Source organism: Flavobacterium sp. ZB4P23 (assembly GCF_003970375.1).
Classification (GTDB): domain Bacteria; phylum Bacteroidota; class Bacteroidia; order Flavobacteriales; family Flavobacteriaceae; genus Flavobacterium.
In genome coordinates, this window is record NZ_RYDK01000007.1 from 20726 (window position 1) to 34622 (window position 13897).

General features: G+C 35.6%; 13 protein-coding genes. 8 read left to right on the forward strand and 5 right to left on the reverse strand.

Annotation, left to right across the window (positions count from 1 at the left end):
- Window positions 1-34: 34 nt before the first annotated feature.
- A complete protein-coding gene (locus EKL99_RS11775) occupies window positions 35-2329 on the forward strand; it encodes a BamA/TamA family outer membrane protein (protein ID WP_126568567.1) in 2295 nt (764 codons plus the stop codon).
- 69 nt (window positions 2330-2398) lie between these two features.
- On the opposite strand, the gene EKL99_RS11780 is transcribed toward EKL99_RS11775, so the two are convergent.
- On the reverse strand, window positions 2399-4906 hold the full coding sequence (locus EKL99_RS11780; protein WP_126577013.1) for a M14 metallopeptidase family protein: 2508 nt from the start codon (window positions 4904-4906) through the stop codon (window positions 2399-2401).
- A 237-nt stretch (window positions 4907-5143) separates the two neighbouring features.
- Between EKL99_RS11780 and EKL99_RS11785 the strand changes: the two genes are divergently transcribed.
- From EKL99_RS11785 to EKL99_RS11800, 5 genes are all read left to right on the forward strand, one after another.
- Window positions 5144-6571, forward strand: coding sequence for an L-serine ammonia-lyase (locus tag EKL99_RS11785; protein ID WP_126462207.1), 1428 nt, complete (start codon window positions 5144-5146; stop codon window positions 6569-6571).
- 23 nt (window positions 6572-6594) lie between these two features.
- Window positions 6595-6765: a hypothetical protein gene (locus tag EKL99_RS14550; protein ID WP_197037241.1), complete on the forward strand. Its 171-nt coding sequence runs from the start codon at window positions 6595-6597 to the stop codon at window positions 6763-6765.
- A gap of 260 nt (window positions 6766-7025) precedes the next feature.
- Window positions 7026-7415 (forward strand): hypothetical protein, encoded by a 390-nt coding sequence (locus EKL99_RS11790; RefSeq protein WP_126462210.1) that lies wholly within the window; start codon window positions 7026-7028, stop codon window positions 7413-7415.
- A gap of 87 nt (window positions 7416-7502) precedes the next feature.
- Window positions 7503-8378, forward strand: a complete 876-nt coding sequence (locus EKL99_RS11795; RefSeq protein WP_126577015.1) for an HAEPLYID family protein — start codon at window positions 7503-7505, stop codon at window positions 8376-8378.
- Window positions 8379-8725: 347 nt separating this feature from the next.
- Window positions 8726-9178 (forward strand): endo-arabinase, encoded by a 453-nt coding sequence (locus EKL99_RS11800; protein WP_126554268.1) that lies wholly within the window; start codon window positions 8726-8728, stop codon window positions 9176-9178.
- A gap of 238 nt (window positions 9179-9416) precedes the next feature.
- Here EKL99_RS11800 and EKL99_RS11805 read toward each other — a convergent pair whose 3' ends face one another.
- Window positions 9417-10541 (reverse strand): cysteine desulfurase family protein, encoded by a 1125-nt coding sequence (locus tag EKL99_RS11805; RefSeq protein WP_126454500.1) that lies wholly within the window; start codon window positions 10539-10541, stop codon window positions 9417-9419.
- A gap of 16 nt (window positions 10542-10557) precedes the next feature.
- Window positions 10558-11478, reverse strand: coding sequence for an EamA family transporter (locus EKL99_RS11810; RefSeq protein ID WP_126454502.1), 921 nt, complete (start codon window positions 11476-11478; stop codon window positions 10558-10560).
- A 204-nt stretch (window positions 11479-11682) separates the two neighbouring features.
- Here EKL99_RS11810 and EKL99_RS11815 point away from each other — a divergent pair, with 204 nt between their 5' ends.
- Window positions 11683-12627: a hypothetical protein gene (locus EKL99_RS11815; protein ID WP_126577016.1), complete on the forward strand. Its 945-nt coding sequence runs from the start codon at window positions 11683-11685 to the stop codon at window positions 12625-12627.
- Between the two features lie 138 nt (window positions 12628-12765).
- On the opposite strand, the gene EKL99_RS11820 is transcribed toward EKL99_RS11815, so the two are convergent.
- Together EKL99_RS11820 and EKL99_RS11825 are read right to left on the reverse strand one after the other, a co-directional pair.
- Window positions 12766-13317, reverse strand: coding sequence for a Smr/MutS family protein (locus tag EKL99_RS11820; RefSeq protein WP_126516566.1), 552 nt, complete (start codon window positions 13315-13317; stop codon window positions 12766-12768).
- Window positions 13307-13492 (reverse strand): hypothetical protein, encoded by a 186-nt coding sequence (locus tag EKL99_RS11825; RefSeq protein ID WP_126462226.1) that lies wholly within the window; start codon window positions 13490-13492, stop codon window positions 13307-13309. The genes EKL99_RS11820 and EKL99_RS11825 overlap by 11 nt, the downstream gene beginning before the upstream one ends.
- Window positions 13493-13594: 102 nt before the next feature.
- On the opposite strand from EKL99_RS11825, the gene EKL99_RS11830 reads away from it, so the two are divergent.
- Window positions 13595-13873: a DUF2752 domain-containing protein gene (locus EKL99_RS11830; protein ID WP_126516567.1), complete on the forward strand. Its 279-nt coding sequence runs from the start codon at window positions 13595-13597 to the stop codon at window positions 13871-13873.
- Window positions 13874-13897 lie beyond the last annotated feature (24 nt).

Genomic DNA, 13897 nt, shown 5'->3' on the forward strand with positions numbered 1-13897 from the left:
GTGGTTTAATTTTTTTTAATAAATAATAAAATTAATGAACAATAACCATTTAGTATCTTTTCTTTTCTTTGCAATGTTGGCTTCATCGTGCAGCAACACTCGCTTTTTGCTCGAAGGAGAGCTGCTGTATACCGGTGCTAAAGTAACCGTAGAAGGAAAAGAAACCTCTAAAAAAGAAAACAAAGCATTAAAAACCGCTCTAGGAGAAGTGGTAAGACCAAAACCCAATTCCTCGATTTTAGGATTGAGGCCTAAGCTATACATTTATAACTTGGCTGGGACGCCAAAGAAAGAAAAAGGATGGCGCTACTGGTTAAAAACTAAAGTAGGCGAAGCCCCTGTTTTATACAGTCAGGTAGACTTAGAATACAACAAAAACGTTTTACAAAATTTCACAGAAAACAATGGCTATTTCAATACAAAAACAGCGGCTGATTCAACACGACACGGAAAAAAAGCAACTGCAGAATATCTTGTAAAACCCGCAAAACAATACAAAATCAGAGCCGTCAAATTCCCTGTAGACTCCGCAGTGATTTCGAGTGCTGTTCGCAATACCAGACTTAGAAGTTTGTTAAAAAAAGAAGAAGGATACAGCCTAAATACCATCAAAGAAGAAAGAATCAGAATCGATTCCAGGCTAAAAGAAAAAGGATTCTTTTATTTTAATCCTGATTATTTAAAAGTACAAGTAGACTCGACAGTTGCAGATCATCAGGTCGATCTTATTGTAAAGATAAAAGAGGAAACTCCGAAACTGGCCGAAACTCCGTACAAAATTAATAAAATCATCGTATATCCAAACTATTCTATTAGTTCTGACAGTTTAAAAATCAGTATCGATACCATTACAAAATATAATGATTTAACCATTATAGATCCAGAAAATTTATTCAAACCCAGGATTTTTGATCGGGCTTTATATTTTAAAAAAGGGGATCTATACAACCGTAGCGACCATAATTTATCATTGAACCGATTGGTAAACCTAGGTACTTTCAAATTTGTAAAAAATCAGTTTAAGGTTTCTGATACACTCGGAAATTATTTAGATGCCTATTATTACCTGACGCCATTGCCTAAAAAATCGCTTCGGATGGAATTATTGGCCAAAACAAATTCTGCTAATTACACCGGAACCGAACTCAATTTAAACTGGAGCAATCGCAATGCGTTCCGGGGTGCTGAATTATTAACAATCTCAGCTTTTGGGGGTGTAGAAGTGCAAGTTTCCGGACAAAATAATGGTTTCAATGTGTACAGAGTTGGTACCGAAGCTAATTTAATTTGGCCCCGATTTATATCCCCTTTTAAGCTAAACCCGTCAAGTGGTTTTGTTCCAAAGACAAAAGCAACATTGGGATATGAATTTCAAAACAGAACCAATTTATATTCCCTACAAACATTCAAAGGTTCTTTTGGTTATTTATGGAAAGAAAACGAACGAAAAGAACACCTTTTAAATGTTACCGAAATCACATACGCCAGTCCGCAAAACATAACTAATTTGTACCATGAACAAATTGCAAACAACCCTTCTCTGGAGAAAGTGGTTGAGAAGCAATTACTATTTGGACCATCCTATTCCTATACGTACACTAATACTTTACAAACAAGAAAGAAAAACACTTTTTACTACAAAGCTAGCCTTGATCTGGTGGGAAATATAGCAGGATTAGTTTCAGGAGCAAATATTCGAAAAGGAGATACTATCAAATTATTTGATGTTCCGTTTAGTCAATTTATCAAAATAGAGCAAGATTTCAGACATTATTTGAAATTAGGAAAAGAGTCTCAATTAGCCAGCAGAATCATTGCAGGAGCCGGATTTACGTATGGGAATTCAAATGAAATGCCTTTTATCAAGCAGTTTTTCATTGGTGGGACCAATAGTTTGCGAGCCTTTAGAGCCCGTTCCTTGGGACCTGGAAGTTTTGATGGAGCTGCAGCTAACACCGGCACTTTTTTAGCGGATCAATCCGGTGATTTAAAACTAGAGTTTAATACCGAATACCGAACTAAAATATATGGACTGGTAAAAGGAGCTTTGTTTCTAGATGCCGGAAATATTTGGTTACTGAATGAAAATCCGGATAAACCGGGAGCAAAATTTTCCAAAAAATTCCTGAATGAACTGGCCGTTGGAGTTGGAGCCGGATTACGCTTTGATTTCTCTTTTCTAATTCTGAGAACAGATCTTGCTTTCCCGTTACGCAAACCGTATTTACCAAATGGAGATCGCTGGGTTTTAGATCAAATCAGTCTGGGAAATAGTGCCTGGAGAAAAGAAAATTTAGTTTTCAATCTAGCAATTGGTTATCCTTTTTAGAAAAACAATGAAACATAAAAAGAGCTCGATACCTCGTGCTCTTTTTATGTAACCTATCTTGTACACTCTTTAATTGACTAAGAACAATGCATTGCTGAACAATAGATTTCCATTTTCCCAAAAACCTCTGAATAATGGATTATCTACCATATAAATTACAGATCCATCGCCTTTTTTATCAACTGCAAAGCTCACGGTATTGTTCAGTTTCTTTTTGATTTCATTACCTACAAAACCATAACTCTTATAATCTTTAGGAACATAAGCAACATTTATGGCTTTTTTCAATAGTGAATAATGTCTGTCATCCGTTTTTAGACTGAAATATGTATCGCCTAAACCAAAAGACATGGGATGTGTTTTATTCAATAGGTTTTCAATTATGGCTCCGGGAATCGATTTAGAAATATACCTGCGTTCTGAATCCTGAAAATCTAAGAAGCGTTCTTTTAGTTCCTCTTCTTCAGCGGCTTTCTCAGAGCTTAATTTGTCTTCTTCAGTTGCAAAAGGACTTAACGCATATCCTTCTTTTGCTTCAAAAAGGGTAAGCGCACTATTCATTGCAATCACTTTTCCACCGTTTTTAATCCATTCGCCAATTTTCTTTTGTTGGTCATCTGAAAAATCATAATATCCGTCTGCTAAAATCAGTGTGTTGTAGTTAAAAAGATTAAATCTATTGAAATTATTTACTTCAACCACACTCACCGGATATGCAATAGTTTCTTGCATATAATACCAAGCGGCACCAAACTCTGTAGAGCCCACCCCTTTTCCGGATAATAAAACGACTTTAGGCGCTTTCAATAAATTAAAATTTTCGCCGCCTACATCTTTAGAATTAGACGAAAAACCTGTAAGTATGTAATTATAATCGGTTTTTATTTTTACGAGTTCACTAATCGTTTTTTCAAAATCAACCACTTTAGGATTATCCGCTTTGGCCACTAACAGTCCACCCGGCTCTACAATCACATCTCCAAAAATGGCTTTTTTCATCGCAGACCTCACTTTGATATTATTTTGGTGCAACAAAGACAACACCTGAGCTGAAATTCTGTTATTCCAAGGAATATGAAACGCATAAGCATTTTTAGGAACGATCTTTTCTTTCACTTCAATAGTTGCTTTAGTCTTTATGTCCAGACTATTTTTTAACGCATAGCCTTCAACACCGTACGCCAAGGGCAAAGCCCAAGAGGTAATATCATACGATAAACTGTCATTCAACTTTTGGTCCGGTTCAAAAAGCACTTGTGCTAAAACAGCTTTTTGTTGATCTACTTTTACAATTAAATCATTGGGTTCAATCGTAAAACCTTTATCTGTTTTTGTATTGTAATTGAATCCGGATACTTTTTGACTGGCATCAGCGTAACTGAATTCTACATTATTTTTTTTCAACAAATCCGCCATTTGAACCAACTTCGGATTATTTTTCATCACATACATTTTATAATTTCCCTTCACTGTTTTTCGGGAATTATTCATAAAACCTCTGAAACCTTTCAGCAAAACATCCGCTTGTGCGGCGGCTGATTCTACAACCGTCAGGACTGCCGTAGCGTGATGTGTCAATCGGTCTTGTATCGTCAAGGTGATTCCGTTGCCCATAGTAACGGCTCTCCCCGCACCTATTCCGCCTTGTTCCATCGTCATACCAACCGCGCCATTGTATGTAGGATACGTATCCCCATAACTTGGATAAAACAAATCAAAACGTTCACCGGTGTTATACATCCAGTTTTGAGCATCAAATTTTTTAGAAATATTTTTACCTAAAGTGTAGTGAAAATCTTTCTGGTATTTCTCAATATATTCGTGCAAAGGTTCCGCTGAGGGTGGAAAAAAATACGGAGAATCGTATCCCATTTCATGCACATCTGTATGAACTTGTGGCATCCATTGGTTGTACAACGCAATACGCTGTTGGGTTTCCGGTTGTGTTTGCCACGCCCAGTCTCTGTTTAAATCAAATATATAATGGTTGTATCTACCGCCCGGCCACACTTCCATGTGCTCTCTGTCTGACAATTCCGGATGCGTTTTTTTACCTGAAATTTCTCTTAACCAATTTCCGTATCTGGAATATCCATCGGGATTGATGCATGGATCCAGTATTACAATGGTATTCTCTAACCACTTTTTAGTATCGGCATTCGAAGGATTTACTAATTCGTACGCCACGGTCATAGCACTTTCGGTTCCGGAAAATTCATTTCCGTGCACATTAAAACTCAACCAAACAATTAATTTATCGCCAATCATTTGTGATTTATTTTCGGATAAACCAATGGCTGCCAAATTGTTATTCCTAATTTGTTCCAAATTAGCCAAATTCTCCGGGCTCGATATAAAGTATACATTCAAATCCCTTTGTTCCGGCGTTACACCATATTTCTGGTGTTTGATAAAAGTAGACTTTTCCGTAAGATGCTTAAAATAATTTTCAGTCTGATGGTAATAGGTTATTTGTTTTCCGTAATTGGGTATAAATTCAGAAGGACTTTGCACTTGCGAATGAACACTCAGCACCAAAGTTAGCAGTAGATAAAAAGAAAAAATAATCTTTTTCATATTGTTTTGGGTTAGTTAAGCTTCAAAAATAGCCATTTACAAAGTATTGCACAAGCTAAATTTTGGATTAAAGAAATATTGATTTTAACAAAGTATTAGTTTTGCTAAATCCTTTTTTTTGAAGAATACTAACAATACAGCAATATTAATTATTAAAAAAACAATATTATTCTATTTTCAATTCGTATCCTTGCTACATTCTATTATATTTGCAGGTAACAAAAATTCACACTTAACATGGAAGAATGTATCTCCGTTTTTGATATGCTAAAAATTGGTGTTGGACCTTCGAGTTCACACACACTTGGGCCTTGGAGAGCTGCCGAACGCTTTCTTAGTGAATTGCGAAACGAAAATTTACTTCATGCGGTCAACAGGGTGAAAATAGATTTATACGGTTCCCTTTCCTTAACTGGCAAAGGACACGCCACGGATTTAGCCGTAATGCTGGGTTTGAGCGGACAAGATCCAGAATACATTCCCATAGAAAATATTGATGCAATTATCAAATCCATTGAATCAAAAAACAAAATCAACTTAGGAAACGAAAAGCCAATTGCTTTTTATTTCCTCCAAGACATCGTTTTTAATAAAAACTTCCTTCCCTTTCATGCCAATGGAATGACTTTCACAGCCTATATGACTGATGATCGTCAATACGTTTCTACCTTTTATTCTATTGGTGGCGGATTTGTAGTAAAAGAAGAACGCATCAACGCTAAAAAGAAAATTAAAATAAAATGTGCTTTTCCATATCCAATTGAGAAAGCGGCAGAACTACTGGATTATTGCATAAAAGAAAACAAATCGATATCGGAAATCATTTATGAAAACGAAAAATCAATGCGTTCCGAAGCAGTTATCGATCAGGAACTAATACGCATTTGGCACACGATGCTCGAATGCATGTACATTGGTTGTCATTCCGAAGGGATTCTTCCCGGCGGACTAAACGTGCGTCGCCGTGCTTTTGACATGCACCAAAAACTAATTGGTTTATCCAATTATAATTCCCCTCAAACCTGGCTTGAGGAGATCAGAAAAACAGAAGTGAAATTCCGCCAAATCCTGAAATGGGTTTCCTGTTTTGCCCTTGCGGTAAATGAAGTAAATGCCGCTTTAGGACGCGTGGTCACTGCTCCAACAAATGGAAGTGCAGGCGTAATTCCGGCCGTTTTAATGTATTATTTAGTGATTGAAAACCACAATGCAGGAGAAAAAGAAATCAAACAATTCCTGATGGTTGCCGGTGAAGTAGGCAGTATTTTCAAGAAAGGTTCTACCATTTCTGCGGCAATGGGCGGTTGTCAGGCCGAAATAGGCGTTTCATCTTCCATGGCTGCTGCCGCTTTATGCGAATTGATGGGCGGAACTCCTGCACAAGTTTTAATGGCTGCCGAAATTGCCATGGAACATCACTTGGGGTTGACCTGTGATCCTATTGGCGGTTTGGTTCAGATTCCCTGCATCGAAAGAAATACTATGGGTGCCATAAAAGCCATTAATGCCGCTGAATTAGCCCTGGAAACCGATCCGAAAAATGCCAAAGTGCCTTTAGACAAAGTCGTGGACACGATGTGGCAAACCGCCAAAGACATGAACAACAAGTACAAAGAAACCTCCGAAGGCGGATTAGCCATCACCGTGAATATGTCAGATTGTTAATTTACGTATTAAACAAAAAAACAATGAAAATCAATTGGGTAATAGTTGGACTTGTACTCTTCTTCGGAATTGCTTTGATAGTATTTCTCATCAGAAAAAATCAAAAAGACAAAAAGAAATACAAACAGTTCTTGAATAAAGATTTCAAAAAAACAACTGAAGAAGATTCTGACTGGAATGATGATACGCATTGATGAATATTTTAATCATTTTAGAAAAATTTAGAAATAAAATCCAATAACGTATTATTAAAAACAAAAACTGCTTGCAAACAGATCCGTAAAACGGATACAACCAAAGGAAATTTCACTAGTACCATATTTTCTCTTTTAAACTTAAAATAATCCAGAAAAGCACCCTTTAAACACTTGGCAGATGGCGACTCGCTTAAATTATAATCGACTTTAACGAAAATTTACAACTATTAAGCAAGAAAATAGTGTAATTATGCAAAATGATTAAACAAATTCGACATACTCTTTTAACTCGATATTTTTGGGGTTTCATGTCGTTATACCTGCTGAACTGCTTTGTTGATTCCCCGGATGCGCAACCAAATTATTTACCTGAGGATCTGACCCACAATGATCTGGAAAGCATTATTGAAATAGTGGTTGAAAAAATATTAGGATTCGAAAATGCCATACCTGAATACGATGATAATGATACCAATCAAGATTTTGCTGCAAAAAGTGCTTTTTTTATAGATTTTTTTGTAGTACCAAACAGTGCAATTAGTCTTTATAAAAAATATTTATATTTAAAAAAGGGGAAATTAGCTGAACAAAATTCGATTCCTCCGACCCCGTATTTTGAAATACACACGCCTCCCCCTAACATTTAATTTGTTATTTAGATCATTAATCCCTGCCTTATTTTCTCATGAAAACTAGGGTTGCAATTCGTATACTAAAACATAAAACAAATTAAAATGGCTCTTCAATATTTAAAAACAGCGGTATTTACTCTGCTATTAACGGTACTTACGGGTACACATTCTCAAGCACAAACAGAAAAAAACCAACAAAATACGATCAAAGACAGTCTTTACATTCAAGAAATTGAAGGCAAAAAAAAACGTCCAAAAGTGTTACATGCTGAACCTCTGTACATCGATCTCATTAGAGATTTGGGAGCCCGAAAAGGAGAAAAAGAATGGAATTTAGGTCTCGGTTTGACAGACAATATCACTCATGATGAATATACTGCACTGCTAGAATATGAATGGGCTCCAATTGATCGATTAGGACTTGAAGTAGAATTGCCTTTTTCAATTTATTACCCTACTTCCGGCAACGGAAATTCGCCGGGAAGTAACCTGAATAGTATAAAACTAGCGGCACAATATACCTTTTTTGTTTCAGAAAAAAAGAAAATATCAATGGCTGTTGGCTATATTCACGAATTTCTATTACCCAATTTTAACAACTACAGCAATAGTACTTTAATAACCGGAAATGGATATAATCCGTTCTTGGTGATTGCTAAACGCTGGGGACAAAATTTTCATACCCTTTTATACACCGGGCCACAATTTACGCACCACTTTTCAGATAATACAACACAGACGAACTGGCAGATTAATTCAAATATCCATTACATGATCCCCGGAACGCGAAATTTTATTGGACTGGAGTTTAACAAAGAAATTAATAATGCTGATTTTGATATGACAATCCGACCTCAAATGAGAGTAGAAATTACAGATAATTTACTAATAGGCATAGTAACCGGAATTCCTATAAATAGAAAAAACCAGCGGTTTAGCTCCTTTTTACGACTCATTTATGAACCTTCGTCGCATTAAAAAAACAGTGCTTTTTTGATGCAAGTTAGTAGGATCCAATACTAAAACCTTAAAATAAAGCGACCTTTCTTTAATTAATATTACCACTAGACTAGCCGGATTCTTTTAAACACAATCCGGTTAATCAGTGATAATTAGCGGGATAGTGTCAAGAGTCTTTTTTTGCAGCTGTTGTAAAACTCTCTCTTAATACAACAACGCACAAAAATGAAATCCTATTTGTTTTCATAGGATTAAATTATATATTTACGTTCGTAAAGAACCTTAAAATTCTTGAAAGCACATGTTTTTAGCTGATTTTACGCCATAAAAACGAAAAACATAATATTCTAAAAAACAGGCCTGATATGAAATGGACAATATCCTTTTATCTTATACTAGCACTAAATTTGATAGGTTATAGTCAAAATAATGATGAATCTGAGAGCATCAAAAAACTACTTGAAAAAGAGTCTGCCACATGGAGAGCTGGCGACAGCAAGGGACATACGGACTGCTGGTACATTCAGCCCTACAGCCGAATATTAATTTCAACTGGAGACGGAACCGTACTCGACATTCCGCCTACGGCTATGATTAATACAAATCCGGAAGCAATGGGTAACGGTGGCTATTCTGTAAATACAAATTACAAAATGAGTATTCATAAGGACAACGCCTGGGTAAGCCACAACGAAGAGTCAACGGCCAAAGATGGTAAAAAAACGTTCTCGTATGAAATTCGGTTATTAGAAAAAATTGATGGACACTGGAAATTAGTGGGGCAATCCATTCATATTTCTAAACAAACAGGTGAATAACTTGTAATTGAACTGCAGCTTACACTTTTTTTTTAATTAACACTCGGCAACTGTCTATTAATCACAAAAGACAAACACATTAACATTAATCAAGGTTCTGAATCTGCATTATGCTTTTTTAAAGCGCGCTTAATCATGGAAAAATATGCAGAAAAGCCATCGATTTCATTATAAATATCCAAAACTAGGTGTGTAAATACGTTAATACTACTGAAGAAACTACTTTACAGCAGATTTTTTATATCGTTTTCAAAGCTGCAATAAGCAAATCAATATCTTCTTTAGTATTATAATGGCTGAATGAAATGCGCAAACTTGGTTTCTTTAAATCGTCATTCGAAAGCATTTCGGCTAATACATGAGACGGTTTTATACTCCCGGACTGGCAGGCGCTACCGCGGGAAACTGCTATCCCTTTCATGTCTAAATGAAACAAAATCATCGCTGTCTTTTCGTCTGAAAAAGGCAGTAAAACATTTAAAACCGTGTAAAAACCATCGCTATTCCCATTAATTTCGAAACCTGGAAAATCAATTTCAAGCTTGGTAATTAAATAACTCCGTACTTCAGAAATGTGCTTTCGTTCCGTTTCTAAATTGGTGTATGAAAGTTCCAGAGCTTTTGCCATTCCTGCAATTTGATGTAGAGCCTCAGTCCCGGCGCGCAATCCTTTCTCTTGTTCGCCACCAAAAAATAAGGGTTGCATTCCTGAATTTTTTCGAATAAATGCAAAACCAACGCCTTTAGGTCCATGAAATTTATGCGCACTGGCCACGATAAAATCTATAGATAAATTTTGCAAATCTATGCCGGTTTTCCCTATGGACTGTACGGTATCCGAATGAAACAAAGCACTGTGCTCTTGACAAATACGGCTTATTCGTTCTAAATCTAAAACAGTTCCAATTTCATTATTCACATGCATCAAACTGACTAATGTTTTCTTATCCTGTGATAATAACTCCACTAAATCAGTAATATCAATTGCTCCATTTGGCTTTATTGCTACATAATCAATCTGAATTCCATACTCTTTTTCTAAAACTAAAGCCGTGTACAAAACCGCATGATGCTCGATTTTACTGGTAATGATTCGTTGCACTTTCAAGTCCTTAACGGCTGACCGAAGAATCCAGTTATTGGCCTCGGTACCACAGGAAGTAAAAATTATTTCCTGCGCAGTGGCATTCAGGTTTTTGGCAATTGACTTTCTGGAAAGCTCCAGAACATTTTTTGCAGAACGCCCTAAGCTGTGCGTTGAAGATGGATTTCCATAATCTTCCGTTAATACTTTAGTCATTTCCTGGATTACTTCGGGACGAATAGCAGTTGTAGAAGCGTTATCGAGATATACTTTTTTCATTTTTTAAATTATAAAATTATTTTAAAACTGGTATTTCTGAAGGGACGAGTTTTAATTTTCGGGGAAAAAGCAGTTTTTCATTAAAAACAACAATTGAAACCAAAATCAGCAAATAAGAAAACAATTGAAGCGAGCTAACCTGCTCGTTATAATAAAATATAGCCAACAAGAAATTAATAATCGGGTTAATATAAATCATAATTCCCACCGCGGAAGAGTTGATTCCTTTGAGCGCATAAAGATTTAGAAACAAAGGGATAATCGTAAAAAAAACCACAATCAGGAACATGTAGCCGTAAAACAGAGGCTCTACAGGAATTGTTCCACTGTATTTTGGATAAAAAGGGAGCAGTACAAGTGCCGTAAAAATCAATTGAATCGTCAGGCTGAGGAATTTATCTAAATCATTATTTTTACGTTGACTCACTAAATACAGCGCATAAGTAGCAGCCGTAATAAGACTGTAGAATATATCCTGAAAATGATTAAAGGATAATAAAACGCAACTAAATACACTAATTAAAACAGCAATCCACTGCCATTTGCTCAGCGTTTCTTTCAACATGAAAAAGGCAAAAACAGTTGTTACAATTGGACAAATTAAATACGCCAACGAAGCCGCATTTACACTTACGTGATTCATCACATAAATGTAAACAAACCAGTTTGAGGAGAGAAATATACCTCCGCCAAGTGTTAGCATAACAACACTCTTCTGTTGTTTGGGAGGTATCGTCTTGAAGTGATTCCAGTTTTTACGCATTACATTTCTACGGAAAACAACATTGATCAACACCATGGTAATGGCACTAAAAAACACTCGGTAAAATAATATATCCAGCGACGGATAATTGTGTAAAGGCTTTAAAGCAAAACTAAAAAAACCCCAAACAAAAAAAGCTAAAAAAGCAGCCGAATAATATTTGTTAAGTCTCATCTATCGTATTAAATTTAGACAAAGATACTGATTTCAATCGGCTTTAAATTCTCACTATCTTTCAATTTTATAACTATTAAAACAGGTACTTTATCACTTAATTGATAGTTGCTAAAACACAATATCCTGTTAAATAATCTATTTTTAAGCGGTTATGCATTTGGAATAAATTAAAAATTCTATTTTTGTTTTAAATTTTATAAAATGAAAAGAATTGTTAGCCTGTTGGTTTTTGCATTGCTCCTAAACGGATGTGATGATGGAGATTTAATTCAAGAAACCATCACTTTTGAAGATGTAGCCACACAAAATTGCACGACAAATGGGATCATTTATAAATTAAAAGATAGCGAAGCGTTAATTCTTGAAATAAAAAATGTTGTTTTTCCGACAGAAACAAGTGTGCAAGAACTGGATATCAATGGTACAAATCGAGTTTTTTACCGTTTTTATAACGGAACTGTCACAAATGCTACAATTTGCGAAACTATTCCTCCGGCAACACCTACAGTTACAGGCCAATGGACCGCAACTGGCGGGAAAATTGTAATAACTACAACGGCAATAAAACCCCTAAATCCTGATGATAACAGTACTAAAATTACAGGATACAATCATAATATAACGTTCAAAAACATCACTTTTGATAAAGGAAACGGAACGCAAGTGTACGAAACATTCTTTTTTGGAGACTATCAAATAGCAGCAACACCGCTGCCTTTTAGTTTCAATAAAACATTGGAACAATGTGCTACTTCCAAACAATTATACGATTACAACAGCAGTGAAGCGCTAATTCTGGATATTGATGCCAGTTTAATCGTGAATGCCGTAACACCGCTGAACACTCCTAGAACCGGATTGATAGGCGACACAGAAAACAAACTGACGTATCGTTTATTCTCTGGCTTGGTTACAGGAAATTATTTTTGTAATACTACTTTTCCTACTACTCCGACATTTAGTGAAGAATGGATTGGAGTGTCAGGAATAGCAAATACCAGCGGTATTATAGAAGTAACAACTACAACAAATGGATCAGGTTTTAGACATACTGTAGTGCTGAAAAAAGTAAAAATGAAGAAAGGAAGCAGTGATTTTATTCTAGGTGATGCTTATATTTATGGAGATTTATTGACTACCAATTAGGGGCCAAAAAACTTATAATTTCAGATAAGAAAAAGTTGTTTTCATGGTTACAAAAAAGGGTCTAATTTAAGAGAATTTCAAAGGAGAAATCATCTTAAATCAGACCTTTCGTTTTGGAATTAAAAATTAAAAATGAGCTTACATAGCGCTTTGCTTAATGAAAACTTCTGTTGCTCCTTGACCGTATTTTTGATAATTACCTTCTTGAAAAGCGATGTTATCATACCGTCCCAATAAGAAATCTAGCTCTGCTTTCAAGACTCCTTCCCCGACTCCATGTATAAAAACAATCTTTGGAATGCGATTTTTAATCGCAAATTCAATATGACGTTTTGCTGTTTCAGTCTGTAGCGTCAGAATATCATAATTCGACATTCCGCGTTTATTAGGCACCAGTTTTTCAATGTGTAAATCAAATTCAGGAGCTGGAATTTCGTGTTTAGATTTCCTTTCTTTTACAAAACTACGGGGTTTTGGGATCTCTTTCTCTTTTGCAATTTCACTTACATTTATTCTTCTGATTGATTCCATTAAGTTACTGGAATCGTTTATTTTAAGCAATTCATTGACAATAAATGTCATCGTAAAACCATCCTCCGTTTCTATCGTAACCTGCTGGTCTTTGACTGACAACACTATCCCATTCATCGCTTCATCCAGCACGGAAACTTTATCTCCTTTATTGAACATTTTCGTCTTCTTTTTCTTGATTTTTACTCGGAGTTTTAGCACTCAACTGCATCATTCCAATCATAAAAACTACAATTGCAACAACCATGATGTACACGTTTTTTTCGGCACTCACCTGCTCATATAAAGCAACTGTGATGGCGAGAATCATTATGGGGATTATATATTTTTTCATCTTTTAAAATATCAGATTCCAAAAGTACTGAATTTAAAATTACTCTATTTACTCTTGATAAAATTTCTTACTTTTACGTATACTTGTAAAAAAGAAAAAAAATTGAATATAGAAAAATACATGCTCCCGTGTTTCAGTAAAACACTCTTTGGAATAGAGTGTTTGGGCTGTGGTTTTCAGCGGGGATTTTTATTGCTTTTACAAGGCGATTTTGGAGGTGCTTTCGATAGGTATCCGGCAATTTTCACGACCTTATTATTTCTGGGAATTCTGGCTTTGAATTTCATAGACACCAACAGAAACTACAAAAAAATAATTATCGGCACCGCTGTCCTTAATGGTGTTTTTATGATTGCAGGGTATTATTTTAAACACTACTAATGAGTTTCTTTTTATCCCCTTTAC

What these genes read in the sequence shown, in the direction of transcription:
- EKL99_RS11775 (WP_126568567.1), top strand. Translation starts at nt 35, where the DNA reads ATGAACAATAACCATTTAGTATCTTTTCTTTTCTTTGCAATGTTGGCT.
- EKL99_RS11780 (WP_126577013.1), bottom strand. Translation starts at nt 4,906, where the DNA reads ATGAAAAAGATTATTTTTTCTTTTTATCTACTGCTAACTTTGGTGCTG.
- EKL99_RS11785 (WP_126462207.1), top strand. Translation starts at nt 5,144, where the DNA reads ATGGAAGAATGTATCTCCGTTTTTGATATGCTAAAAATTGGTGTTGGA.
- EKL99_RS14550 (WP_197037241.1), top strand. Translation starts at nt 6,595, where the DNA reads ATGAAAATCAATTGGGTAATAGTTGGACTTGTACTCTTCTTCGGAATT.
- EKL99_RS11790 (WP_126462210.1), top strand. Translation starts at nt 7,026, where the DNA reads ATGATTAAACAAATTCGACATACTCTTTTAACTCGATATTTTTGGGGT.
- EKL99_RS11795 (WP_126577015.1), top strand. Translation starts at nt 7,503, where the DNA reads ATGGCTCTTCAATATTTAAAAACAGCGGTATTTACTCTGCTATTAACG.
- EKL99_RS11800 (WP_126554268.1), top strand. Translation starts at nt 8,726, where the DNA reads ATGAAATGGACAATATCCTTTTATCTTATACTAGCACTAAATTTGATA.
- EKL99_RS11805 (WP_126454500.1), bottom strand. Translation starts at nt 10,541, where the DNA reads ATGAAAAAAGTATATCTCGATAACGCTTCTACAACTGCTATTCGTCCC.
- EKL99_RS11810 (WP_126454502.1), bottom strand. Translation starts at nt 11,478, where the DNA reads ATGAGACTTAACAAATATTATTCGGCTGCTTTTTTAGCTTTTTTTGTT.
- EKL99_RS11815 (WP_126577016.1), top strand. Translation starts at nt 11,683, where the DNA reads ATGAAAAGAATTGTTAGCCTGTTGGTTTTTGCATTGCTCCTAAACGGA.
- EKL99_RS11820 (WP_126516566.1), bottom strand. Translation starts at nt 13,317, where the DNA reads ATGTTCAATAAAGGAGATAAAGTTTCCGTGCTGGATGAAGCGATGAAT.
- EKL99_RS11825 (WP_126462226.1), bottom strand. Translation starts at nt 13,492, where the DNA reads ATGAAAAAATATATAATCCCCATAATGATTCTCGCCATCACAGTTGCT.